This window comes from Dawidia cretensis (assembly GCF_018598175.1).
GTDB lineage: Bacteria > Bacteroidota > Bacteroidia > Cytophagales > Cyclobacteriaceae > Ohtaekwangia > Ohtaekwangia cretensis.
The window spans coordinates 215960-240719 of sequence record NZ_JAHESE010000006.1; the positions used below are offsets into that span (position 1 = coordinate 215960).

Annotated in this window: 19 protein-coding genes; 5 read left to right on the forward strand and 14 right to left on the reverse strand. The window is 53.4% G+C overall.

Annotation, left to right across the window (positions count from 1 at the left end; genetic code table 11):
* Nucleotides 1-48: 48 nt before the first annotated feature.
* A complete protein-coding gene (gene ligD, locus KK062_RS09450; RefSeq protein ID WP_254084039.1) occupies nt 49-1416 on the forward strand; it encodes a non-homologous end-joining DNA ligase LigD in 1368 nt (455 codons plus the stop codon).
* A 43-nt stretch (nt 1417-1459) separates the two neighbouring features.
* On the opposite strand, the gene KK062_RS09455 is transcribed toward ligD, so the two are convergent.
* From KK062_RS09455 to KK062_RS09500, 10 genes are all read right to left on the reverse strand, one after another.
* Nucleotides 1460-2605, reverse strand: coding sequence for a hypothetical protein (locus tag KK062_RS09455; RefSeq protein ID WP_254084040.1), 1146 nt, complete (start codon nt 2603-2605; stop codon nt 1460-1462).
* A 199-nt stretch (nt 2606-2804) separates the two neighbouring features.
* Nucleotides 2805-4901: a carboxy terminal-processing peptidase gene (locus tag KK062_RS09460; protein WP_254084041.1), complete on the reverse strand. Its 2097-nt coding sequence runs from the start codon at nt 4899-4901 to the stop codon at nt 2805-2807.
* A gap of 126 nt (nt 4902-5027) precedes the next feature.
* Nucleotides 5028-6221, reverse strand: coding sequence for an alginate lyase family protein (locus KK062_RS09465; RefSeq protein WP_254084042.1), 1194 nt, complete (start codon nt 6219-6221; stop codon nt 5028-5030).
* A gap of 7 nt (nt 6222-6228) precedes the next feature.
* A complete protein-coding gene (locus KK062_RS09470) occupies nt 6229-7416 on the reverse strand; it encodes a BT3233 family polysaccharide utilization protein (protein WP_254084043.1) in 1188 nt (395 codons plus the stop codon).
* A 68-nt stretch (nt 7417-7484) separates the two neighbouring features.
* Nucleotides 7485-8675 carry a glycoside hydrolase family 88 protein gene (locus KK062_RS09475; RefSeq protein WP_254084044.1) on the reverse strand — a complete coding sequence of 397 codons (1191 nt, stop codon included), beginning with the start codon at nt 8673-8675 and terminating at the stop codon, nt 7485-7487.
* Between the two features lie 9 nt (nt 8676-8684).
* Nucleotides 8685-10076, reverse strand: coding sequence for a RagB/SusD family nutrient uptake outer membrane protein (locus tag KK062_RS09480; RefSeq protein ID WP_254084045.1), 1392 nt, complete (start codon nt 10074-10076; stop codon nt 8685-8687).
* A gap of 22 nt (nt 10077-10098) precedes the next feature.
* Entirely contained in the window at nt 10099-13167 is a 3069-nt protein-coding gene (locus tag KK062_RS09485; protein WP_254084046.1) for a SusC/RagA family TonB-linked outer membrane protein, read from the reverse strand.
* Between the two features lie 166 nt (nt 13168-13333).
* Entirely contained in the window at nt 13334-14503 is a 1170-nt protein-coding gene (uxuA, locus tag KK062_RS09490) for a mannonate dehydratase (protein WP_254084047.1), read from the reverse strand.
* Between the two features lie 27 nt (nt 14504-14530).
* Complete coding sequence (locus KK062_RS09495; RefSeq protein ID WP_254084048.1) at nt 14531-14797, reverse strand: hypothetical protein; 267 nt, start codon at nt 14795-14797, stop codon at nt 14531-14533.
* A gap of 61 nt (nt 14798-14858) precedes the next feature.
* Nucleotides 14859-15479, reverse strand: coding sequence for an RNA polymerase sigma-70 factor (locus KK062_RS09500; protein WP_254084049.1), 621 nt, complete (start codon nt 15477-15479; stop codon nt 14859-14861).
* Between the two features lie 129 nt (nt 15480-15608).
* Between KK062_RS09500 and KK062_RS09505 the strand changes: the two genes are divergently transcribed.
* On the forward strand, nt 15609-16643 hold the full coding sequence (locus KK062_RS09505) for a LacI family DNA-binding transcriptional regulator (protein WP_254084050.1): 1035 nt from the start codon (nt 15609-15611) through the stop codon (nt 16641-16643).
* A gap of 115 nt (nt 16644-16758) precedes the next feature.
* On the opposite strand, the gene KK062_RS09510 is transcribed toward KK062_RS09505, so the two are convergent.
* Nucleotides 16759-17601, reverse strand: coding sequence for a ThuA domain-containing protein (locus KK062_RS09510; protein WP_254084051.1), 843 nt, complete (start codon nt 17599-17601; stop codon nt 16759-16761).
* Nucleotides 17602-17721: 120 nt separating this feature from the next.
* Between KK062_RS09510 and KK062_RS09515 the strand changes: the two genes are divergently transcribed.
* Both KK062_RS09515 and KK062_RS09520 read left to right on the forward strand, forming a co-directional pair.
* Complete coding sequence (locus tag KK062_RS09515; protein ID WP_254084052.1) at nt 17722-18858, forward strand: aminotransferase class V-fold PLP-dependent enzyme; 1137 nt, start codon at nt 17722-17724, stop codon at nt 18856-18858.
* Nucleotides 18859-18990: 132 nt separating this feature from the next.
* A complete protein-coding gene (locus KK062_RS09520) occupies nt 18991-19998 on the forward strand; it encodes an outer membrane beta-barrel protein (protein WP_254084053.1) in 1008 nt (335 codons plus the stop codon).
* Nucleotides 19999-20233: 235 nt separating this feature from the next.
* On the opposite strand, the gene KK062_RS09525 is transcribed toward KK062_RS09520, so the two are convergent.
* Nucleotides 20234-21526: an aminotransferase class V-fold PLP-dependent enzyme gene (locus tag KK062_RS09525; RefSeq protein ID WP_254084054.1), complete on the reverse strand. Its 1293-nt coding sequence runs from the start codon at nt 21524-21526 to the stop codon at nt 20234-20236.
* A gap of 333 nt (nt 21527-21859) precedes the next feature.
* Here KK062_RS09525 and KK062_RS09530 point away from each other — a divergent pair, with 333 nt between their 5' ends.
* Complete coding sequence (locus KK062_RS09530) at nt 21860-22591, forward strand: hypothetical protein (protein ID WP_254084055.1); 732 nt, start codon at nt 21860-21862, stop codon at nt 22589-22591.
* A 96-nt stretch (nt 22592-22687) separates the two neighbouring features.
* Here the strand turns inward: KK062_RS09530 and KK062_RS09535 are convergent, their stop codons facing one another.
* Nucleotides 22688-23782 (reverse strand): peroxiredoxin family protein, encoded by a 1095-nt coding sequence (locus KK062_RS09535; protein WP_254084056.1) that lies wholly within the window; start codon nt 23780-23782, stop codon nt 22688-22690.
* 144 nt (nt 23783-23926) lie between these two features.
* On the reverse strand, nt 23927-24712 hold the full coding sequence (locus tag KK062_RS09540) for an AraC family ligand binding domain-containing protein (RefSeq protein WP_254084057.1): 786 nt from the start codon (nt 24710-24712) through the stop codon (nt 23927-23929).
* Nucleotides 24713-24760: the final 48 nt, after the last annotated feature.

Here is a 24760-nt window from a genome sequence, read left to right on the forward strand (position 1 = left end):
TTAAATGGGACCGAAACAAATACATTTAAGTTAACATACGCCCGGCCCATGATCATCCGGAAAAACACCAAAGCCTTTAAATCGATTGTAGAAATCATCACGGCCTGCGACCAACGTGCCGACCGCAACAAACTGATCCGGCTCTACATTACGAAGGCCGGACACACGGTCGAAGATCGCATCAGCATCGAAGCGATCGAAGAAGAAACAGACGTGTTTTATAATCTTACATTCGCCGCGGTAATAGAAAATCTGAAATCCTCCGACCACCAGCTACACGGCAGCGACGACATTCCAGGCCTGTACTTCTTTCATACAACGTCCAACAAGGTCTGGGACCAGAATCCCTTCGAGTTCGACGACCGGGTAACAAAGGAATTCGCAGATCTAGAGCAGCTACCCGTCACACGGAAGAAAGGCACGCCCATCAAACCTCCCGCGCCTGCCAAACAAAAAGGCAAAGCCCAAAAGAAAGAAGCTGCACGCAAATCCGCACCCAAACAACCGGCCTATAAGCTCAAACAAAAGATCGAGTTCACGGACCTGAACAAAGTAGTGTTCAAACGCTCGGGACTTACCAAGCGCGACATACTCGATTATTATAACAACATTGCCGATTATATACTGCCTTACCTCAAAGACCGCCCACAACTCATCCGCTTGCGCTCCGAGCGCGGCGGCCTCAACGAATACCGGTCTGCCGAAGAGCTGACATCCGGTGCAGATGATCTCCCCACAAGCATCCAAACAACAATTGCACACGGCAAGACAAAACAAAACGTGCTGGTTTGCAACACCAAAGATCACCTGCTGTATTATATTGAAAGAGGGGCCGTAGATTTTTACCCGCAGCTTGTCCGCATTAAATCGCCATCCTATCCGGACTACTGTGTGATCGGCATCGAGGCCGGAGGAAATACTCCCGATAAAGTCATCGACGTCGCCCGCATGGCCCATCACATGCTCACCGCACTGAATGTCCCTTCCTTCATCAAGACCGATGGCGTTTCCGGCTTTCAGGTATACATACCGCTTGATGGAAAAAGTAATTTTGACGACAGCCTGACCCTTGCTCAAAACATCTGCCGGCTGATCCTGCTAAAATTCCCGGAACGCGCCATCCTGCGCGAGCCCGGTGAATACAGCCTGGGAAAGATCATACTGGATTATCATCTCAACGAAGATCAGCAAGCGATCATTGCCCCTTACGCGCTGGCGGCAGACACCGCCACGGTCGCCACTCCCCTCTACTGGGAAGAAGTAACAAAAGGGCTCTCGATCGAGAAGCTCCAGTACAAAACTCTTCTCAAACGGCTAAAAGAAACCGGCGATCCCTTCGACGATTTCTTCAAAAAAAGAATCAACGCCAAAGAGATCGCCGGGTATATCGAAAAGTACTACGCCTTTCTTTTTTAAAATGCACTTCTGGCGTCACCACAGGTCACGCAAATATCCTACATCAAGCCTTCCCTCTCAACAACACTTCCAAACTGATCGGCATCAAATTTACCTCAAACTTGCGCACGATCAGACTCATGATGGGGTCGTTCTGAATCTTCTGCAAGATCCGCTCGGTTTGTTTTTCCGTTTCGCCCATCACCATCTGGTCTTTCAACCCCAGGTGCTTGACAGCAAAAAAGAATCCGGCGATCACGTATGGACCGAAGGGTGTATGCGGAATGTCGAACGAGGTGCCCGTCATGTTAAAGACTGTATTGGGAATATACTCGCCGGTGTGCTCGATGTTGCGCAGTCGCATATAGTAGTTGGCGGCTTCCGTCCGGGAGGCCATGCGCGGATCGCTCATACACAGCAGGCCCGCCAGGGGCTTTTGCTTTCGGTTCTGATTAATGAGAATCTCCTTGGCAGCACGATCGTTCTGCGCATGCTTGCGTATCTCGGTCTGCACGGTGTCCCAGAAGGGCACGGCGGGCTCGCCACCATCGACGCGGATCAGCGAGTGGATAGCATAGTCCAGAATACCACAGGTGATCTCGATGTTCAGCATCTTCAGCTCTAGGTCGGTGCTGATGGCCTTCTCCAGGATAGTACGCTGGTGCCGTGGGTGCGTTCGCAGCAGGTCAATGCTGCTGATCCAGTCACCCGCCAGGTAGCCGTCGTAAGCATAAAACTCTTTCAGCAGGCGTTTGATCTTGGTGTCGTTGTCGATCACCATCGCCTGGCCGCGGATCTCGACCGAGGGTCGCTCTTCCACCAGCATCTGTTCGATCTCCACTCCGACCGATGAAGCACCCAGCATACCGCAATTGAGCGGCGATCCTTCTACGATCTTCAATTCGTGCACGTGACTGATATAGTGATCGTTGGAATCTTCCGTCAAGTGGCCGTGGGTCTGAATGTGCACATAATAGCGGATGGGCACCCGTGGGTCGGCCTGGCGTTGCGCCTGCTCGAAGATACGCTTGATATCCATGACGATATCGGGCGAAACAAAGGAACCCGCCGCGCGCACGGTATGCAGCTCTACCGCTATACCCTGGCGGGCAAACTCGTCCGTAATGCGCTCGATAACATCCAGTTGCAATTGGCTCTGGTCGCGCGCATCGGCGCAGCCCACGAGTACGTGTACTTGTTTTTCGTTCATGTCAGCAGATCTGCTCGTTTTGGGGTGTCAAGATACGGCAAACCAGCCGTCAGTTGCCACGGGGTACGTGCGATTCCATAAACTTTTTGCTCGCCGCATCCCGGTTATTCAACACTTTTTCGCATTCCTTGTTCACATCGGTGAGCGTTGTATTGGCCGCCGTCAAAGACGTGTTGATCTCGTTTACCGCCTTGGTTGATTATTTCGCAGCATGGGGACTAAGCTCGATCATATCAGTCAGTATATTCACAGCTTCTTCCACGTATACATCTTTTTGCAGGTTGGTAATCCACGACTGATTAAAATCTTTTGCATAATCATCGGCCGCCAGGCGCTGACGGTCCACACTGCCGTTGCTCACCGTAAACACGCGGCTGGTTTGCTCCAGCGATTTTTCCAGCATCCGGTATTGCCGCTGCATGACAACCTCGCGGGCGTACAACGCCTCCCATAACAGCGGCACGGGCTCGTTTTTAGCGTGGAACTCGTCCGCCAGCCAGCGCCGGCCCTTGACAATATGCTGAAACGTTGTCGACGTCCCTACGCGCACACCACTGCGCGCGCGCAGCGAATCCAGCGGCAGCGGCGGCAAGGCCCGGAAGTACGTGCGTTTCAGGATCGAATCGGCCGGCAGCGCAAAAGGCATCGCCGACTCGCGCACACCCGGTATATCAAATACCTCCGGCAACGAGATGTCAGGCGTTACGCCCGCACCCTGTGCAGTGCCTCCAGTCACGCGGTATATCTTGTCGGTCGTAATGCTTGCAAAGCCGGGACCATCCTTGATCGTCGCTAAAGAAGGGCCCTGATCCTGCGTGGGATCCAGCGGAAAGAAATTCTGCGCCGTAGCCTTTCCAAACGTGCGTGTACCCGCAATCACCGCGCGGCGATAATCTTGTAACACCGCCGCCAGAAATTCCGAGGCCGAAGCACTCTGTCCATTCACCAACAATACCAGCGGGCCGTCGTATACCGTACCACGGTCGAGATCCTTGAGCGTGATGATATCCTGTTGCCGGTTTCGCAACATGCCCAGCGGACCTTCGTCCAGGAAAATGCCGGCCATGGCCACGGCTTCCATCAATGAACCGCCGCCATTGTACCGAATATCGAGGATCAACCCGTGAATGTCCTCTTGCCGCAGCTTCATCACCTCCTTGGCCACATCGCCGGCACACCGCGAGCCTTCGCTCTCGTCATCCCAGCGGGTATAAAAATCGGGCAGTGCGATATAGCCAATCCGGTGCCTGCCATCCAGCACGTAACTGCGCACGTAATTCTCTTCCAAAGAGATTTTCTCCTTCTGCAGCCTTACCTTCTTCACCACGCCGCCCTGACGACGCACCGTAAACTCCATATACCGGTGGTTGGCATCTGCCAGGATGGCGTTGGCTTCGTCCAGCGTAAAACCTTCAATATTCGCTTCCTCCTCGCCGTCCCAACGTAAACCGGTCAGCACATCCGACGCATGGATATCACCCGACTTCCACGCCGGGCCTCCCGGCGCCAGCGCCGTGACCAGCACATCGCCGCGTTCATTCTCATCGAGCGTGATACCAAAGTAATATCCCTCCGTGCTGAGCGTGGACAAAAAGTTCTCCATTTCCGTCACCGGCATATAGGTGGTATGCGGATCGAACACCGCTGCAATACTTTGGAAGTACTGCGCCGCCACATAATTTTCAAATGCACCCGGGTGTTGCAGAATACGGCGCACCGTGCGAAGCTCGTATGCTGTTACGCGCCGCCGCGCGTCGGGCTCATGCCGCGTAAAAAACCCTTTCTCGGGTCCGTCGTACCCCACCCGCACATCCACCAGGCGTTGTAAGGTTTGGTGCTTGAGCCACAACCGCCACTTAGCCTGTAGCGCTGACGGATCGGCCGGCCAGTGAGCGGTGTCGATGGAAACATATTCTTTAACCGTGCCGGTAAAGGCGGCAGCGCCGATTTGCGTAATCATGCGTTCGGCCCGTTCGAGCGCCTGCCGGTACAATGTCGTTACCTGCGGCAGAAACGCCCAGCCGATGCCCACCAGCTCGTCGTCGAGATGGCCTTCGTGGGCAGTCAACGTCTGCAGGTCGGCAGCGGAGAAATACAACTTGTCGGGATCGAGCTGACTGGTAAACTGCGCAAACACCTGACGCGAAAACTTGTCGTCCAGCGCCTTGGGCGCGACGTGCTGCTCACGCAGAATCTTTGCCAGCAAAAGCGCTTCCTCGTGGTGATTGCGAGGCTTCTGTGCATATACCGAAGTGGCCAGGAAAGCCAGAAAAACAAAAGACAGACGATACGCCATGACGGGGTAATTTCATGAAATTTTCCATCTTTACCTAAGCAAAAAACCGGCGTCATGAATCGTCACCACAAGGCTCTCCGCAAGACCGCGTCACCAGAAAACAAGAAAGTTCCAGTGTAGTGTATACTAAAACCAAAGCGACGGATGCCGCACTGGCAAATTCCGCACAACCTCATCCTCTTTCGGAGCATGCCCCAGCTTCTTCCACGTATCAAACCAACTCCCCTCCCCAAACACCCACGCCCCAAACAACAATGCCGGCCCCGCCACCGGCCACTGATCAAAGTACATCACATCCTTTGCATAAGGCCACGCCTGCTTATCATGCAGATAAGGATATAAAAACGCAATCCCCTTCCCAATAGACCGCCCATCCGCCGTCTGATAATGCCACAGATCCTCTCTTTTCGTCGAAAGAATCTGACAGACCATCACCATAGCGTCCAGATTAAAAATAGAATACCCATACGGCTTCGTCCTTTTCAACTCCAACGGAAAGCTTCCATCCACCGCCATCTGCTCCGGCAACAACACCGTCTTAAATCGCTCCCGGCAAAAGCTCAGTAAGCGCTCATCTCCCGTCAGCCTGGCAAACGCAGCCACCTGCATCACCCAACACGTCCCGTGATTATTCTTCGCATTCATCTCCTCCTTCCCATACGCATGCGTCGTCAGCCAGACGAGATACTCTTTAAACCAGGCAGTAACCCCTCGTCGCGTATCCGCATCAAATGACTTTGCCCCCATCATCACCATCACACCCTGCGCCACCTCCATTAAATGAATAGTATCAATGATACCAATCCCCCTTCCCGTAGCACGCCCCTGAATCGCTTGCGCATACAACAAGTGCGGCGCCATGCGTGTAGCCGGGTCGATAAACCATGCCCGCAAGTGCACCAGCGCCTGCTGCACATACCGCACATCCCCCGTAACTTTATAAGCTGATGCCAACGCCCCCACAATCGTACTAAAGCGAATCATCGCCCGCCGATGCGCTGTAAAGTTATCGGGATTGGTCATGCCGTCACGTTGAACATAAGGCGCCCGCGCATCCGTAGAATCCGGCCACCAATAATCGCCTTCAGAATAAAAGTCATGTATACCACCGGCAGACCGCGGCGAGCGCTCCGCTGTAACCGTCACAGGTGCCTGGCCCAACGCCCAGTCAGCCTCTTGCAATAGCTGCGGACGCAGAATATCCGTCGCCTCCTGCTGCAAATTGCTTTGCCCACAGACGTCCAGCACGGCCACCCACAGAAAAGCTGCAACAATAACGACTCCCTTACACAAAGAACTATAACGATTACGCACAATCATCTGCTCTCTATTTTTCAAAATGCACTGTCACGGGCGAAGTCAATCGCTGCGCAAAATCCTGCAAGTAAAGATCCCACGTTTCCGCAGAAGCAACCTTCCCTGCCTTCTTCCAGCCAAAGCCGGTATAATAGACCACAGCATCCTGCCGCGGCGCAGCCGCCATCACATAGAGATGACTCATATCCTTCTTCGTCGTGCGATAATCTGCATATCGCAGCACGCGTGCCGGGTCGATCACAATCGCCGTACCGAGCTCCGAGTCATCCATCGGCTCCCAATAACGGAACCAGCCCTGTGCACTGTCGGTCTTCACCTCACCCTTCTTATCGTGCAGCGTAATGCCGAGCGTCACGTTCACCAATGTACTATCGGAGGTCACAAAAGCTTCTATCCGACTCAATTGATTGTTGCGGTCAATGGACACAACCTTCCGCTCCCGCACCATCGCCCCCGCAGCCGACCACGGCGCATACGTCAGCTCAAACGTCGTGCGCAACGGGCCATCGGCCAATACGCGGTGTGTAACAAAGTTCTTCGACACATACAACGAGTCGCCTACAAGAACGCCCAGGCCGCCACATCCGCGACTGGCCCCCACGTGGTAAGGATCATATCCCTCGCCATCGTCCTTGTGATAGCTTCCACCCTTCGTATTCTTAGCATACCAGGCGTCGATAACACCATACTCCACGCGCTTCAGCCAGCAATCAATCCCGCTCGACAATGTACCACCCTTCTCTCCCGCATCGACCAACCGTTGCGCCTCGGGGCCGTACGTCCGAAAAGCCACCCGGTTGTTCTCCCAGGCAAAGTCATCAATACGTTCCGGCACAAACCTGCCATACGTACCTTCGAGCGTTGTGTCGCGTACAGAATGCTCACTTTCTTTTAAAATATAGGTCTTGCGCTCCTTCCCCTTCAGCGACGCCTCAAACAGAAACGCCTCCGGCTTACCGTCGCCGTCCTCATCTATCCACTGCGCCAGGCAGTGTTCGGTGTCATCTTCCGAGGCCTGCACAATCAGGTTCCCAGGCGTAAAGGAGGGAAACAGACTATCGAGTGTCACCACCGGAATTGACACAATCTCCGTACGCTCCGTCTCCAACGGATTCTGTACGGTGAGAAACTTATGCCGCGGCTTACTGCAGGCCGCCAGGGCAACTATGGAAAATAGAAGAATGCTGTTTTTCATCATGACAAGTTAAAAAAAATGCGACTGACCCAAAGGGCCAGTCGCATCGACTCAACCAATTAACCCAATGCTCATTTCTTTTGGGCATTATCTTTCAGGCGCTGATAACGCAGCAGCCCTTCGATGTAATAGTAGTCGGCATACACCAGCGGTACATCGATCTCCGACTTCGCCGGCTTATGGCCCACCGAGTGCAGTAAAATAAAGTGATTGTTCTCACCCGGCTTGGCCAGGTACGCCGGCGAGCCCAGGCTCGTCAGCATCTGCTCGGCCGCCGTAACGTAAGGCTTACCGTCCTTCACGTAGGTGCTCAGCTCCAGCAAGCCCGACGCCGTAATCGCGGCCGCCGAAGCATCGCGCTCTTCCTTCGGAATACCCGTGGCATTGAAGTCCCAATAAGGCACTTTGTCCGCCGGAAGGTTCGGATGCTTCAGATAAAAGCTCGCGATCTTCACCGCCTGGTCCAGGTAGCGTTTGTCCTTCGTCTCGCGGTAAGCAACGGTATAGCCATACAAACCCCATGCTTGCCCACGCGCCCACGCCGATTCGTTGGCAAAGCCCTGGTGCGTCACGCGTTGAATGACCTTACCGGTCAGCGTATCATAGTCCACCACGTGATAGCTGCTGTTGTCGCTTCGGAAGTGATTCTTCGACGTCGTGTTGGCATGCGTCACGGCAACCTTGTAGAAGCTCGAATCACCCGACACACGCGTGGCCCAGAACAACAGCTCCAGGTTCATCATATTGTCGATGATTACCGGAAACTGCCACTTGCCGTGGTCCCACGATTTTATACACCCTGTCTTTGGGTTAAAACGTGTCGACAACGATCGCGCGCCTTGCAGCATGACCTCTTTATACGCCGGATCATTTGTGAGGCGGTAACCATTGCCAAACGGGCAATAGAGCATAAATCCCAGGTCGTGCGTATGGGTATTGAACTGTTCTTTCTCCATCCCCGCCGTCCAGCGTCGCGCCGCGTCGGCCCATTTCTTGTCCTGCGTGTACTCGTACATATACCACAGCGTGGCGGGGTAAAAGCCGCTCGTCCACTCCGACGACTTGGTGCCGCGATAACTGCCGTCGGCTTTCGCGCCACGCGGAAACTGTGTCAGGTCCGTATACGCCGTCAGGCTTGTCTCCAATTGTGCTTTCGCTTTCTCCAACGCCGCACGGGTATCGAGGCCGGGTTTAATCGTACAGGCTATAAGAGCACTCATACCAACAGTCACCAACAGCCCCCAGGGTTTCATTCGCTTCATGACAAAAGATTAATTATACAGATCGTTTTGAGGCAAAAGATTTGTGTTCAAATCCAATTCCAATTGCGGCACCGGGAATACTTGATGATACTCTTTGATGTTTGTGTTGCCGATAGCCTGGATGGTCGACACTAACCGGCCGGTACGCACGAGGTCATACCAGCGGTGGCCTTCAAAGCACAGCTCACGGCGGCGCTCCAGCAACACCGAGTCTCGGAATTGCTCCTTCGTCAGATTCTCCAGTTCCGGCAGACCGGAACGTATACGAATCGCATTCACCGCACCATACGCATCATCATTCGGGCCGACATCTTCATTCGACGCCTCCGCAAAGTTCAACAGCACTTCCGCAAAACGCATATGCGGGAAGTTGTTGTCCGACTGGTTGGCCGTTGTGGCGTCGCTGTCCACCCATTTGTTGCAATACCACTTGTTATCCGTCCCTTTGACAAAGAATTCAGTTTTGCGCTTATCATACGAAGCAAAGCTGTTGTAAATACCATCCGTAGGTTTGAACGATCCAAAACCGCGACCCGCGATCGAGTTGTTCTCCTGAGCCCAGAAAGCGATCAGGTTACTACCTTGTCCACCAGGTCCGCTCACAAACTGCGCGTCAAACATCGCCTCCTTGCCAAACTCATTCTTCACGTCAAATACCTCCTTATACGTATCCCAAAGGCCATAGCCGTACGGTCCCTCCATGGTTTCTTTTGCCTTGGCAGCCGCCAGGCTCCACTCCTGACGGGTAAGGTATACCAACGCCAGATAGCCCTTCGCCATGCCACTGGTGACGCGGCCACGGTCCTCGTTCTTGGTATACTTATCTGGCAGTCCGGTTTCGGCATCCTGAAAGTCCTTGATGATCTGCTGATAGATCACTTCCGGCTCTTCACGCTTGGGGAATGTCACTTCCGTCGGCAGCTTCGTCTCCTGCAGCACCAGCGGCACTTTGCCAAAGAGGCGCACCAGGTGGAAATAATAAAAGCCACGCAGGAATTTCGCCTCCGCCACCAGGCGGCTGCGCAGCGCCTCGTCCATGGCGATCGACGGCACGCGTTCCACCACAATGTTGCAGCGCGTAATGCCCAGGAAAAAGTTCTGCCATGACTCCCGCACAATAACGTTCTGGGAAGTATGCGTATAGCTGTTTAACTGTACCCGGTCGTTGTTGTTGGCCAGTGGCGTGAGATCGTCCGTCGTGATGTCGCCCAGGATGTTGAAGTTACGGTTCGTATCGCCGTTGGCCTTGCTGGCCGTATACGCCGCCGTCACTGCCGCCATGGCGTCGGCCTGGGTCTTGTAAAACTCTTCAGCCGGAATGAACGAATGTGGCTCTTCTTCCAACACACTGCAAGATGACAGACATACAGTCAAAAGTCCGAGAATATATTTTTTATACATAGTCGTAAGTCGTTTAAGATGATCAGAAACCAATGTTAACACCAATCAAATACATCTTGGCGGAGGGATAGCTTCCATAGTCGGTACCCTGGCTGAGGGTTTCCTGTCCATAGCGGCTTACCTCGGGGTCGTAACCCGAGTAGTCGGTAATCGTCAGCAGATTCTGTCCGCTGATATAGATCTTGGCCGAAGTCAGCTTGATACGATCCAACACTGTAGACGGCAGGTTGTACGCCAGCTGAACGTTGCGCAGGCGGATATACGAACCATCCTCGATCTGCCGGCTCGTAACCTGGTACGACGTCGTCGCGCTGATCGCGCGCGGAATAGTATTGCTCGGATTGGTCGGCGACCAGCGATTCAACACCTCCGCCGATTGGTTACTGATACCCGTCATGGATTCCAGCTCATACCGGTTGATGTTGTAGATACTATTGCCTTGTACACCCTGGAAGAATACATTCAGATCAAAACCCTTATACGAAAAGCTGTTGCTGAAGCCAAAAATAAACTTCGGAGCCGCCTGTCCCAGGATGACCCGGTCCGAAGAATTGATCGCACCGTCCTCCTTGACATCTACATAGCGGCGGTCGCCCGGCTTGGCATTCTTCTGAGCCGAGCCGGCAATCTCTTCGGCGTTCTGAAAAATACCGTCGAAGATCAAACCGTAGAATATACCCACCGGCTCCCCTACACGTAGTATACCTGAGTTGGCGAGCTGCAGGTGACCACTGGCACTACCCGTTGGAACATCCTTGGCATTGCCCAGATCCAGCACTTTGTTGCGGTTAGCAGCAATATTGAAATTGGTCGTCCACGTAAAAGCGCCCTCTACGTTGATCGTGGCAAGGCCCAACTCGACACCCTCGTTCTGTACCTTACCAATGTTCTGCAGCGAGGTGGTATACCCCGACGTTACCGGCAGCGGCACATTAAACAATAGATCCTTCGTTTTCTTTTTATACCAGTCCGCCGTCACGAGCAGGCGATCGTTAAAGAAGCCCGCATCGATACCGACGTTCACCTGCTCCGTTGTCTCCCACTTCAGGTCCGGGTTGGCCATACGACTGGGTGCATACCCAATAAAAAGTTTGTTATCGAAGTTAAAGTTCTGCGTACCCAACGCGCCGATCGATTGATAGTTACCGATTTCCTGGTTACCGGTAATACCGTAGCTGGCGCGGAGCTTCAGATCGCTCACGGCCTGTACATCCGACATAAAGTTCTCTTTGGAGATCTTCCACGCTACCGAACCTGAAGGGAAGAACGCATTCTTATTCCCCTTACCGAATTTGGACGCGCCGTCCATACGCCCTGTCAGCGTTACCAGGTATTTACCGTCAAGGTCATAGTTAACACGTGCCAGGTACGAGCGCAGGCCCCAGTCAAACACCTCCGACGAACCGGGGTTCGCCTGCTGCGCGGACGCCAGGCTGTTATTGTTGAGAATGTCGTTGGCAAAGTTCTGCGCATTGGCACGAAACTCCTCCGACGTACCCGATTGCAGCGTATAGCCCGCGAGGATATTGAACGTGTGGCGGTCGTTGATCGTTCTATTATAGGTCAGCGTGTTTTCGTTCAGCCACTCTGCGCTCTGACGGTTGTTCAGGTATGCGCTGCCCGATACTTGCAGGCCGGCAAACGTCGACCGCGGCAGGTAAAATCCCACCTTTTCATACACGAGGTTTGTACCAAACAATACTTTTGCAGTAAGGCCCTTTGCAAGAATATATTCAGCCGATACCGTACCCAGCACACGGCTGGTGGTGTTTTCGTTTTCGATATCGTTGGCCATCGCCACCGGGTTGCTGATCTTGATCGCGCCTGTACGGTTGTCAATGGTGTACGTACCGTCGGGGTTGCGCACCGGCACCGTCGGCGAAAAGTTCAGTGCACCGTATACCACGCCGGCGCCACCACCACCGTCCGTGTCCGACGTGATTTGGTTGCGCTTGCTGCGCGAAAATGTCAGGCTGTTGCTGAACTTCAGCCGCTCGCTCATCTTACGATCCAGGTTCAGCCGGAACGACGCACGATTATAATTGGAATTGATCACGATACCATCCTGATCGAAGTAGTTGCCGGTAATGGCATACTGCATCTTTTCATCGCCACCGCTCATGGCCAGGTAGTAGTTCTGGATCGGAGCCGTACGAAATATTTCGTCCTGCCAGTCTGTACCTTTGCCCAGCGCGTCGATCTGCTCCTGCGTAAAGGCAGGTGCTACCGCAGGCTTCGTAGGATTGTCAGCGTTGGTGTTGGCAATACCATCATTAATCAGCTCCGCCAACTGCGTAGCGTTGAGCATATCAAGCTTCTTCCGTACTTCCTGGAAACCCACGTATGTTTCAAACTGAACGTTCGCTTTACCGGGCTTACCGCGCTTCGTCGTAATGATCACCACGCCGTTGGCGCCACGCGAACCATAGATCGCTGTAGCCGACGCGTCTTTCAGAATCTCCATCGACTCGATGTCGTTCGGGCTAACGGTCGGGCCTGATTCATTATAGAGCGGATAACCGTCTACAACATACAGCGGTTCGTTACCACCCTGGATCGAGTTGCCGCCGCGGATGCGCACCGTCACACCGCCACCGGGCGAATTCGACGACTGCATCACCTGCACACCGGCTGCACGGCCCTGCAATGCCTGCGAAAGCGAAGCCACCGGCACCGAACGAATTTCCTTCGACGATATCGATGATACGGAACCCGTCAGGTCACTTTTCTTCTGTGTACCATACCCGACAACAACGATCTCGTCGAGCTCGGAGATGTCCGCCTCCATCGCAACATCCAGCGTCGTCAGGCCACTCACCGGACGTTCCATCGGACGCATGCCGATAAAGGTAAAGACCAACGTGCCGTCGGCCGGAGCATTGAGCGTATACTTTCCGTTTGAATCAGTGGCTGTACCGTTGGCTGTGCCTTTCACCAGTACATATACCCCGGGAAGGGGCGAGCCATCATCGGACGTAACGACGCCCGATACACTGTGGGTCTGTGCCTGCCCTGCCAGCGGAGCCAGCAGCGCCGTGACCAGGAACATGAATAGCCATGCCTGGCAGCTTTTACGTAGAGCTTTTGTCATAAGAACAATTTAGGTTTGGGTTTTACATGGTTGCGAAAACCTGCGGTGTGCCGCCGACAGGTCTCCCCCAACCGCCGCACGCGCGAACACACACAGCGGTTTGTTATATGACGTTGTAAAAAAATGCTTACCCCTACATGCAATCGTTTTAATTATTTGTGTGTCCCTACACAGGCAACACCGAGGCAATACCCAATTCGAGACCGCGCAGTTCGGCCAGGCCTCGCAAACGGCCAATGGCCGAATACCCTGGATTTGTTTTCTTCTGCAGGTCGTCCAACATCTGGTGGCCATGATCCGGCCGGAAAGGAATGCGTGTTGCGCGCTTCCGTTGTTCGATAATAAGTGCCTTCATGACGTGCGGCATATCAACATCGCCATCTAAATGGTCAGCTTCAAAAAAATTACCATCGCCGTCGCGACGTGTGCTGCGCAAATGAACAAAGTTGATGCGAGCGCCCAGGCGTTCTACCATGCCCGCCAGGTCGTTGTCGGCACGCACGCCATACGAGCCCGTACAAAAACATAGACCATTATAGACAGAGTCATACGCCGCCAACAAGCGTACCGCATCGGATTCGGTACTCACCACCCGCGGCAGCCCAAACATCGGGTACGGCGGGTCGTCGGGATGAATCGCCAGACGCACACCGGCTTCTTCGGCTACCGGCGCTATCGCGCGGATAAACGTATATAAATGTTGCCGCAGGCGTAGCTCGTCTACGCTGTCGTATTCTTCCAATACCTGGCGAAATTGATCCAGGGTATACCCTTCCTCCGCGCCGGGAAGACCGGCCAGTATATTTTTACGCAAGGCATCCAACGTCTCGTCGCTCGCCCCGTCGTAATACCGCTCGGCGGCTTCAATACGCGCCCGCGTATATTCCCGCAGCGCACCACGACGTTTCAACACAAACAGGTCAAACGCCGCAAAGGCCACGGCATCAAACCGCAATGCCCTTGAACCATCGGGTAGCACGTATGCCAGATCGGTACGTGTCCAGTCCAATACCGGCATAAAATTATAGCACACGGTACGAATGCCGCAGCTTCCCAGGTTGCGCAGACTTTCGCTATAGTGGGCGATATACTGCTCATAGCCGGGCTTCTGTTTTTTAATATCTTCGTGTACCGGTATACTTTCGACGACCGACCACGTCAGGCCCGCCGCTTCAATCAATTCTTTGCGTTTCAAGATCTCCTCCACCGGCCACACCACACCGTTTGGCAAATGGTGTAACGCAGAGACTACGCCCGTGGCACCCGCCTGTCGTATATCTTGCAGGCTGACCGGGTCGTTGGGCCCGAACCAGCGCCATGTCTGTTCCATCAACATCGTCGCTTCCCTCTATAATATGTATTGTTATTCCCGCAAGCCCCGCGCCTTCAACTTGCCACTCACACGATCCAGGTCTTCTTCGATCGTTTTACCGTCGGCGGCGCCATAGGCCGTGCCTGCCGGCAGGCAGGCTTCCGCCCAAAGGCCCCGCATCAGCTCAAACTCGGCACACCAGGCCGGATCTTCATCGCATAACGTTTTCAGCTGATGGATATCTTCCGGAGTCGCTTCGCCGGCCAGGCAGCGAGCCATCAAGGCGTAAATTCCGGTAAGCGCGGGAGGTCTGGCCATGTAACAAGGACGCTGAAAACAGCAGCTCTCCCTACAGCCTGTTCCGCTACCGGCGGATTTTTTATACGGATACCGGCCGCACTGCCTGCCGCAGGTGCTTTAGCGCGCGGCCCATCTGGGTATCGACGGTCTTGATACTGATCTTCAGCACGTCGGCAATGTCCTTGTATTTCATGTCCTGTTCGCGGCTCATCCGGAAGATCGTCCGGCACTGCTTGGGCAGCGATTCAATAGCCGACTCGATCTGCCCGCGTAACTCTTCATATACCAGGCTCTCCTGTGCCCCGTCGTGCACGCTTGCCACATTTGCCGCGCATTCCAGCGCTATATTCCGATCGTGTTTGGCCTTACGCAGGCAATCCAGCGATTTGTTTCGTACGGAAGTCAGCAGGTATGCCTGGAAAGACGTATTGATTTGAATGCGCTTGCGATTACCCCAGAGGTTGCAGAACACGTCGTCCACAATCTCTTCGGCCAGTGCGTGGCTATGCACCATGTGCGCAGAGACCCGACACAGCTGCCGGTACATACGCTTAAAGATCGTCTCGAACGACTTGTAATCGTCCTCGCGTACTACCCGGTCAAACAGGGCGTCCATGCCTTCTCCCAGGGGGCGAAGGGCGGAAATCCCGGTATTATACCGGATGGCTTGAGCGGGGTTGAAGTGGGGTAAAAGTGCCATCTGTGCAATCGATTGTCCAAGAATTTAATACGATTGTAGTAAAAAATATGACCAAATAGTTGCTTTTTAAATCATATTTAATAGGGACCGTTCCCGGGAACGGTCCCAGAACTTTAATATTTATCTTGCATGGCAGTAAAACGATCTATGAGCTCCGGTTCCATCACCATCAACGACATCGCCAAAATGCTGGGCATCTCCAAGTCCACCGTGTCACGCGCATTATCCGAGCACTCCGACGTCAACGCCGAGACACGACACAAAGTGCTCGAGCTCGCGCGCAAACTCAATTATACTCCCAACGCCCTTGCCCTCAACCTCAAACAACAACGCACCAACACCATCGGCGTACTCATTCCCGAAACCGTAAACCGTTTCTTCGCCAAGGCCATCGGCGGCATCCAACGGGTGGCCAACCTGGCGGGATATAATGTCATGATCTGCCAGTCCGACGAATCGTTCGTCACCGAACGCAGCAACCTGCGCTCACTTCTCACCGCGCACGTCGACGGTGTATTAGTCTCCGTCTCCGCCGAAACCGACCGCACCGATCACTTCCAGGTCTTATTGGATAAAAATATACCGATCGTATTCTTCGACCGCATCAGCGAAGAGCTCAACACGTCCCGCGTATATACCGACAACTACGAGATTGCCTTCGAAGGCACCGAGCACCTCATCAGCCAGGGCTGCCAACGCATTGCCATCGTCGCCGGCCCCCAAAACCTATACAATAGCCGCAACCGTCTCAAAGGCTATATGGATGCCCTGAGGAAACACAACCTCCCCGTAAAAGAAAATTATATAGTACAGTCGCACTTCCGTGCCGGCAGCGTAGAAGACTATACGCGTGACCTGATTAACGTATCCCAACGCCCCGACGCCATCTTCGCCATTAACGACTTCGCCGCCATCGAAATGATGCACGTCATTAAAAAGAACGGCCTGCGTATCCCCCAGGACATCGCCATCCTGGGCTTCAACAACGAAACCATCTGCCGCTTCGTCGAGCCCGCCCTCACCAGCATCGACATGTCCGCCTACGACATGGGCTCCGAAGCCGCCGCCCTCCTCCTCGACCAAATCAAAGGCAACCGCGAGCCGCAGAAGAAATTAATTAAAAGCAGACTCGTCATTCGCGAATCAACTCACCTGAAGGGATAGTATCTGGTTCAAGTCTTCCGACCGTAGGGAGGGCGACTTGGACCTGGTCTAATGGCAGTCTTCAGACTGCTGTCTCCCGACGAAGTACGGGCTCTCAGCGAAAAAGCTACATTTACTATTTCCCTTTCCCCAACCAAACCAACGTATTGATAAGGAAAGCATTCTGCCCCGCACTAGAAAACGACGACGATAAAGTCCGATTCGTCTTCCCTTCATAATCAATATCATTATGCCCCATATTAATATACATCATGCGGTACTTCGTATTCGTCCACGCCACCGGATAATCCCCGCTGTGCCAGATCTCGTGCGGCTTCGGTCCAGTTCCTAACGGAAAGCTCGACGGATCCACCGACAACAACACCTTTATATTTTTATTCTTCCGCAGATCATTCTTCCAGCAATACCATTCATTCGGCGCCGCCTCGAACGTAGCGCCCAACCCCCTCGTAGCGGGATGCTTTGGGTCCTCAACACGCAGCACCGCCTTCGTTGGCCGCCACGTATTACTTTTATACTCCCCTGCCCCCAGGAACTCCTGGTGATACCAATCCCAATCCTGCGGATACGCCGAAGGCGTTAGTGCAAACCCTGCAAAGTGAAAGCCGATCCACGCCCCGCCGTTTTTCATATACGCCTCGAACGCCGCTCGCTGAGCAATCTCTTCGGGACGCGTATCCAGAAAAAGTATCACCTGGTAGTTCGCCAGGAAGGTAGCGTTTAGGTTGTTCCAGTCCTGGGTGGAGTCATATACAAAGTGATGCTCCTGTGCGGTAGCGGCCAGCCACTTGTTGGCTTCGTGTACAAAGCTGATGTGTGCCTGATCGTTCCTGGCCGTGAAGAAACCAATGACGCGAAAGGCGGGTTTATCTGTCTGCGCTTGTGTGCACAGCGACACACACAACAAGCAAATCATCAACAGGAATATATACGTGCGCAGGCGTGTTAACATCGTCATAGTGTAAAGGTTGTGTACTAGGAAAGGTACCGGTTTGTTGTTTACCCGCAAAATACTTTTGGTTCGGCGCGGCGCATGTTATATTGCTACGGCAGAAACACGCCATTAACCGGTAGCACCATGATCATCCCCAATCAAAAAGAGCTTTACACCATGCCCGATGAAGTATCGTATTTCAACTGTGCATCCATGTCACCACTTCTCAAGTCGGTGGAAGAAGCCGGCACATGGGGCCTCTACGAGCGCCGTCACCCGTGGGAGATCGCGGCGTCCGCGTGGTTCGAGCCGGTCGAGACATTGCGGGACCTCTTCGCCCGCATCATTCACGCTAACCGCGACAACATCGCGCTGGTACCTGCCGTAAGCTACGGCATTGCCATTGCGGCAAAGAATATACCGCTCACAAAGGATCAGACCATTGTCGTCCTCGATCAGCAATATCCCTCCAACGTCTACGCCTGGCGCGAGCGTTCGTACGAAACCGGCGCCACCATCGTCACCGTAAACCGACAGCCGGGCCAATCGTGGACGGACGCTATCCTTGCCCACATCGACGATCGCACCGGTGTAGTCGCCATCCCCAATTGTCATTGGACCGACGGAAGCCTCATCGACCTGGAGTCCGTAAGCCGTCGCGTCAAAGAAGTGAAGGCTCGGCTTGTGATCGACGTCAGTCAATCTGTCGGAGCCTATCCATTGGACGTAAGCGTCATCCGCCCCGACTTCCTGGTGAGCGTGGGGTATAAATGGCTCATGGGACCGTATGGCTTAGGCTACCTATATGCCGCGCCGGAATATGATCTGCACGGCGTACCGCTGGAATACTCGTGGTTAAACAAAAGCGGCGCGGAAGATTTTACACGCCTCGCCGAGTATAGAGATGGCTATAAACCTGGCGCCCGACGTTTTGATGCCGGCGAGTCACCCAGCTTTATACACGTGCCCATGGCCATCGCGGCGCTTACCCAAATCCTGGATTGGGGTGTCGACAATATACACGAAACATTATCACAGCTCACTGCGCAAATCCGCGCACGCGCCCAACAACATGGTTTCACGATATCGTCAGCCGATGCGCCACACGTCGGCCACATGGTGGGGCTAAATTTCACGTTCGATCAGATTCCCGCCCTGGGCCAGAAGCTGGTAGACAACCAGGTATATGTCGGCTTTCGTGGCGAGAAAATGCGCATCGCACCACACGTGTATAATACTGTAGAAGATATTGATCGCTTGTTCGAAGCAATGTTAAAATAACAACCCGCAACAACTTGCACACGCTGTTGTGCAACACCGCACCCTTTCCACAAACGCTACCGGGCACGGAAGTTTAGACTGTACAGCATTATTAAACACCGTTTATGCTGTAAAAACTGAAAGGAGGCCAATATGAAAAAGACAATTGCATTAACAGCGTTTCTGCTGGCAGTCGGTACGCTGACACTCAAAGCGCAGGACGATTATCCGCATGGATTTTATGTTAAGCCCACCGGCAGTTATTTCCTTAAAGTAACACCGGTCGAATTTCCCGCGATCAGCGGCATGCCCGCGCGTGACAGAAGTTTTACCATCAACCCACAGACGGGTGAAACCACGACGACATCCGAGAAGGCATTGACTGGATCCTTTGGCGAAGGCTGGCGCGCCGGCCTTACATTCGGGTACCGGTTTAACCGCATCCTCGGCGTCGAGCTCGGATTGAACATGTATCAAAGCACGGAACAAGACATGATGCGCCAAAACGGAACCATCGGTGGCAACACGGTATTAAACCTGAACACTGTCGGCAAGATCCGCGCATATGATGTTGCCCCGGCCCTCGTCGCGCACTTCCCGATAGAAGGCATGGTAAGACCCTATACCAAAGTGGGGATCATCGTACCTGTCGGCGGCTACCTGCAGATCAACACAACACTCGATGACAAGACCGGTCAATTTGCTGAAGAAGCCGGTTTTACATCGCCCGTACCTGACACACACATTGCCCTGGCGTTGGAACGCGAAGAGCGCATCAACCCCCGCCCTACTGTAGGCTTCCAGGCAGCCGTCGGTACAGACTTCATGATCAGCGATCACTGTAGTGTTTTTGTGGAAGTAGAATACCGGAACATCTCGGTGGGTGGCAAGGATAAAGAATTGAAAAAATATGCTGGTACCGCTACCGTGGTAAGCGACGCCACGTTGCAGCCTGTGCCCGGCGCGCCGCAAACGCCCATTACGATGGAGAATGCCAGCGCCAGCCAGAAAGACGTAACCTATCACAGCGAGCTGACACCTGGCATGAACGTCGAAGGCTGGGAAGATTTCGACCGCAGCCGACCATCAGACGACCTGCGCTCGTATGTAAACATCGGTGGATTGGGATTTAACACCGGCATAAAATTCTACCTTCGATAAACCAGAGTGAGTGTGAGAGCGAAGAAAAAACATAAAAAAAGAATTCCCGTATCGCTCTCACACTCACACTCACTCTGTTTTAAGTTCGATTCCGCAGCACACCGACCGCAAGCGGACAGAGCGAGCTAACAGCTGGCGCAAGTCTTAGCCCCGCCCCGGGGCGGAGACTTGTGCCTACCCTAATGTCAGTCTTCAGACTGACGAAGAGACAACATCGTGACCAATCATATAGCACTCAACTCTTCGCCAACGCCGTAATCGCATCCACGAGTCTATCCAAATCCCGTTCCAGCGTATACACATGCGGCGTAATCCGCACCCCACTAATATTCTCCCACTTAATCGCCACCGCGTGAATCTGATATTCCCCCATCAGCTTCCCCGACAACACCTCCGGTTCGATCCCGGCAATCGAAAAATTTCCCAAAGCGCAAGCATACTCCGGTTTAAGCGACACATTTAATGTGACCCGCGGCAACTTCGCTACCTTCTCACACCAATAATTCTTCAAATAGCGCAACCGTTCTTCCTTGCGCTTACTCCCAATCGCCAGGTGAAAATCAATCGCCTGACCAATAGCCTGCTCCGTTGGAAATGACCGTGTCCCCAACGTCTCGAACTTGCGGATGTCAGCACTCTGGGGTCTATCGTTCGGAAACAAAGGCCATAACCCCTCGATATTCTTCTGCTGCACATAGAGCAGCCCCGTACCAAACGGCGCGCACAACCACTTGTGTAAACTGGTACCGAAGTAATCGGGGTTAAAGTCCCGGACTTTATAATCAAGATGCGCAAAAGTATGCGAAGCGTCTACGATCGAAATCAACCCACGACGCCGCGCCTCGTCGCAGAGCTTCTTCACCGGCAAGATTTGGCCCGTCCAGTTGATCATGTGCGTGATATGCCAAATACGCGTCCGCGGCGTGGTCGCGTTGATAAAGGCCTTGAGAATGGTATCATCGTTCTCGACCGGCAACGTGAAACTGATCCAGTTGATCTTAATGCCCTCGCGCAACTCGCGTTGTTTCCACGCATGGATCATGTTGGGATAATCCTGGCGCGTCATGACGATCTCATCACCTTTGCTCAGCGGCAAACCGAAGGTAACCGTGCCCAGCGCTTCGGTAGTGTTCCGGTTAATAGCCAACTCACCCGTCTCCGTGCCGGCCAGGTCCGCCAGCTTGCGCCGGATCGGCTCACGCCCCTTGTCGAGTATATGCCACATGTAATGCGACGGCGCCTCATTACTATATTTAGTATAACGTTCCAATGCTTCCTGAACAACCCTTGGCTGAGGGCTGACACCACCGTTATTGAGATTTAAGATCGCCGGCGACACCGTATAGGCTTGCGCGATGCGCGCCCAGAGCTCTTCATCCTGGGCGGCTCGCAAAGGTGATGGTTGCTGTAACGCCCGCAACGCATCCGACACATCTTCAGCTAACGCTTGTGCAGACATCCCGGTGAGCGAAAGCGCGCCGGCCGCGCGGATAGATTGCTGAAAAAATGCTCTGCGGGTAGTGCTCATAGGATTTCAGGTTAAGGATATAGGAATATACCTGTATACTCTTATAAAAGCACATCTTTTTCCATCAGCGACGCAGTAACAAAATAAACCTGTATTTGTTTCGATTTCAGCGCTATTTTATAGCTGTCAACTTTAAACGAGCGGTAATTTTAAAACCAACAGTAATTTCTACTATAGCTGTTCGCACGACACACGTGCGCAAGGACCAATGGGTCTAAACTTCGATGGTGCAACATATTAACCCGGCGAGCGCCGGGCGTATTGTTGCACACTATGGCGTCATGCCGTAGCTTTGCCTTGCTTACCTGTGTGGTGCAGATCTAATTGATTCTTATGATCATATTTGACCGTACACCCGCAACGTACCAGGAAGGTTGGGCTATTATTAAACAACTTCTCGAGAAATGGCACCAGGCGACGCTCGACTGGAACGAAGCCGACCATCGGCTTATAGTAGCCGACCTCGAAGAAAAATCAGGCTCGCCCCTGCCCCCCTCACTCCGGCAATGGATCTACCTCAACGAGACCATGATTAAATCCGGTCAATGGCTGTTGCGTGACTTCCACGACATCAAATTCCGCTCCGACATCGATGCCATCACGCTCATGATCCAGGGCGAAGAAGACTATTATTGGGCTATCAAACACGAAGATCTCAACCTTCCCGACCCGCCCGTCGACGGTTATGCCATCGACAATCAAGGTCGTGTGCTGTGGGATAAGCGTGTAAGTCCCACGTTGACAACGTTCCTCATTACATACCTGCTCGACTACCACATGATGTTCGAAGGTACGGGTGGTTATAATGCCACCCTCACCGACAAGGAAGCGTTGATCGAAGCATTCACCGCGGAGTTCCCGCACACCGTCATCATCGGCGGCTACCACATCTTCGAGTCTGAACATGTGCTGGCCTTCATACAAGATGCCTTCAGCGATCCACGCAAAGCCGAACTTAGTGTACACTACAGCGGCTCACCCGATCATTTACCCGAATGTATACGCAATAACTTCCGCTATCAGGGCAGTTACTATGGCCCGGCTATGAAAACAGAGCGAGTGTGAGCGCGAGAGGGAACATACTCGCTCTGTTTTCTCTTCGCTCTCACACTCACACTAGCCGGTAGCCACCGCAGGCGATGGAATTTAACCTGTGAGTAACTATTTCTTCTTAGAAAGCCCATCCAAAAACGCCTCCCGATACCCTACAACCGTCTCCTGAATAACCCCTTTCTCATCAATCAGAAAAAAAGTGGGATACCCCGACACACCATACAACGTCCCGATAGCCCTGGCATCCGCCACCACCGGAAAGGGAATATGACTCTTCTGCGCATAGCTTGCAACCCGATCAGACTTATCGATGGGGTTGATATAGACGGCCACCACGTTGTCAGGCAACGCAAAATCCTTACGGTTCATATGGTCAATCGCCATCTTACAATACCCGCAGTTGATCGTGGAAAAATTCAATAACACCTTCCTCCCCCGCAGCGCCTTCAGATCCACGAGATTGCCCTGCAGATCCCTCAGCTGAAACACCGGCGCTTCCACACCGGCTTGCAACACCTGTGGCCCGGACGCCGAACCGTACACCTCCGACCTGTACCCCGCGGGCAAGGCATATACCAGGGGCTCTACCTTCCGCGACAGCGCATAGTCGGTAAACTCAAACTCGACTCGCTGCGACCGATTACCGTTAAAATAAGACTGCTGCACATACCATTCCGGCAACCTGGAATCCTTCCCGATATACAACCAAAGCTCCACATACACCCGATTGCCATTCACCACCGTATCCATGTCTACCGTGCGGTACCCGGCCAGCGAATGCACAATCGTCGTGTCGCGCACATATTGCCAGGAGCGATCCAACAATACGATGGGCGAATACTTCAGCGGTATCAGGCCCTTCGTAAACATTCGTACGGCCTTCTCCTCGTCCGGATGCAATTCCACCTTCTTTTCATCGTGCAACACCTCCCGGTAAACTCCATCTATATACGTCATATCGCGCCCCGGGGCCTTCGACACAAAATCATATCGAAACAACGGCTGCTTCCCCACCACAAACCGGTTCTCTCCGGACAACGTATCAATCTCACCAACGGGGTTGGGCCAATACGCCCGATACTTATATGCAATAGAATGCTGCGCCCGCACATGCTTGCGGCTCTTTTCCAAAAGGCCCGAAGCGTCCTGCGCATTCGCAAAAAAAGCAACAAACAAAAGAAGGAGCGCAAGAATACAATGCATACTGTATTTCATATTGGATAATTCACAGATGTAGAGAAATGGCTATTAGTTTTAATGTAAGAATAAAAAATATGGGTTTGCCGGTGCAAGTTTGAGCCCGGCCAGCCGCTTTACTGCCACACCAGTCGTCGTAACGTCTGCCGCTCATCCCGCGGCCAATTTCCTCACATGGCTCTCATCCGTCAGCCCAAACTCCGCCGCAATACTTTTCAAACTATACTGCCCGCTCTCCATCCGCTTCCGGATCAATCCACCGCGATACTGCCGGACGTACTCCCGCAACGTCACGCCCGCGTGCCGCTTGAAATACGGTCCGATGTAATCCGGCGTCGTATGGAAGTGGCTCGCCATGACCTCCGCCCGAAGCTTATCCGGTGTATAAATATACTTATGAATATAACAAAACATCGCCTGCATATCCCGCTCCGGGCGCGTCGCCGCCTGCAGTTCCGGCAGGTTGCCTTGTAAGATTATTGCCAACGCCAACACCTGCGTCCACACAATCGACTCTGCCTGTGCTACATTCCGTTGCAACGACGACACCACCGCAAAGATGGCTTTCACCGTGTGCCGATCAGTTGCCGGCAGTGTAAACCCCGACAGGTGCGTATCACGCCGCTTGATCAGATACTCCAACGACTGCACCCCCGGCGTGGCCGTTGCGCCCTGCTGATGTATAAATTGATCCGTAAACTTGATGTAAATAAAACGCGTGCGGGTATGTATCTCAAACGCATGCGCTTCCTCCGGTCCCAGCAGGAACACATCGCCTGCCTTATATGCCACACGACCACCGTCGATAGTATGCCAGCCCTTCCCTGACCTGATATAGATCAGCTCGTAGTGATTATGGTTATGCACGGGATGATGCCACGCCTCTGCCGTAAAGTCGGAGATCATCACCGGGGCGATTTGACGGTAGCGCTTCATAGCGGAAATATACCAAATCCTAACAGAATTCTACCTAAGCCTCCGTAC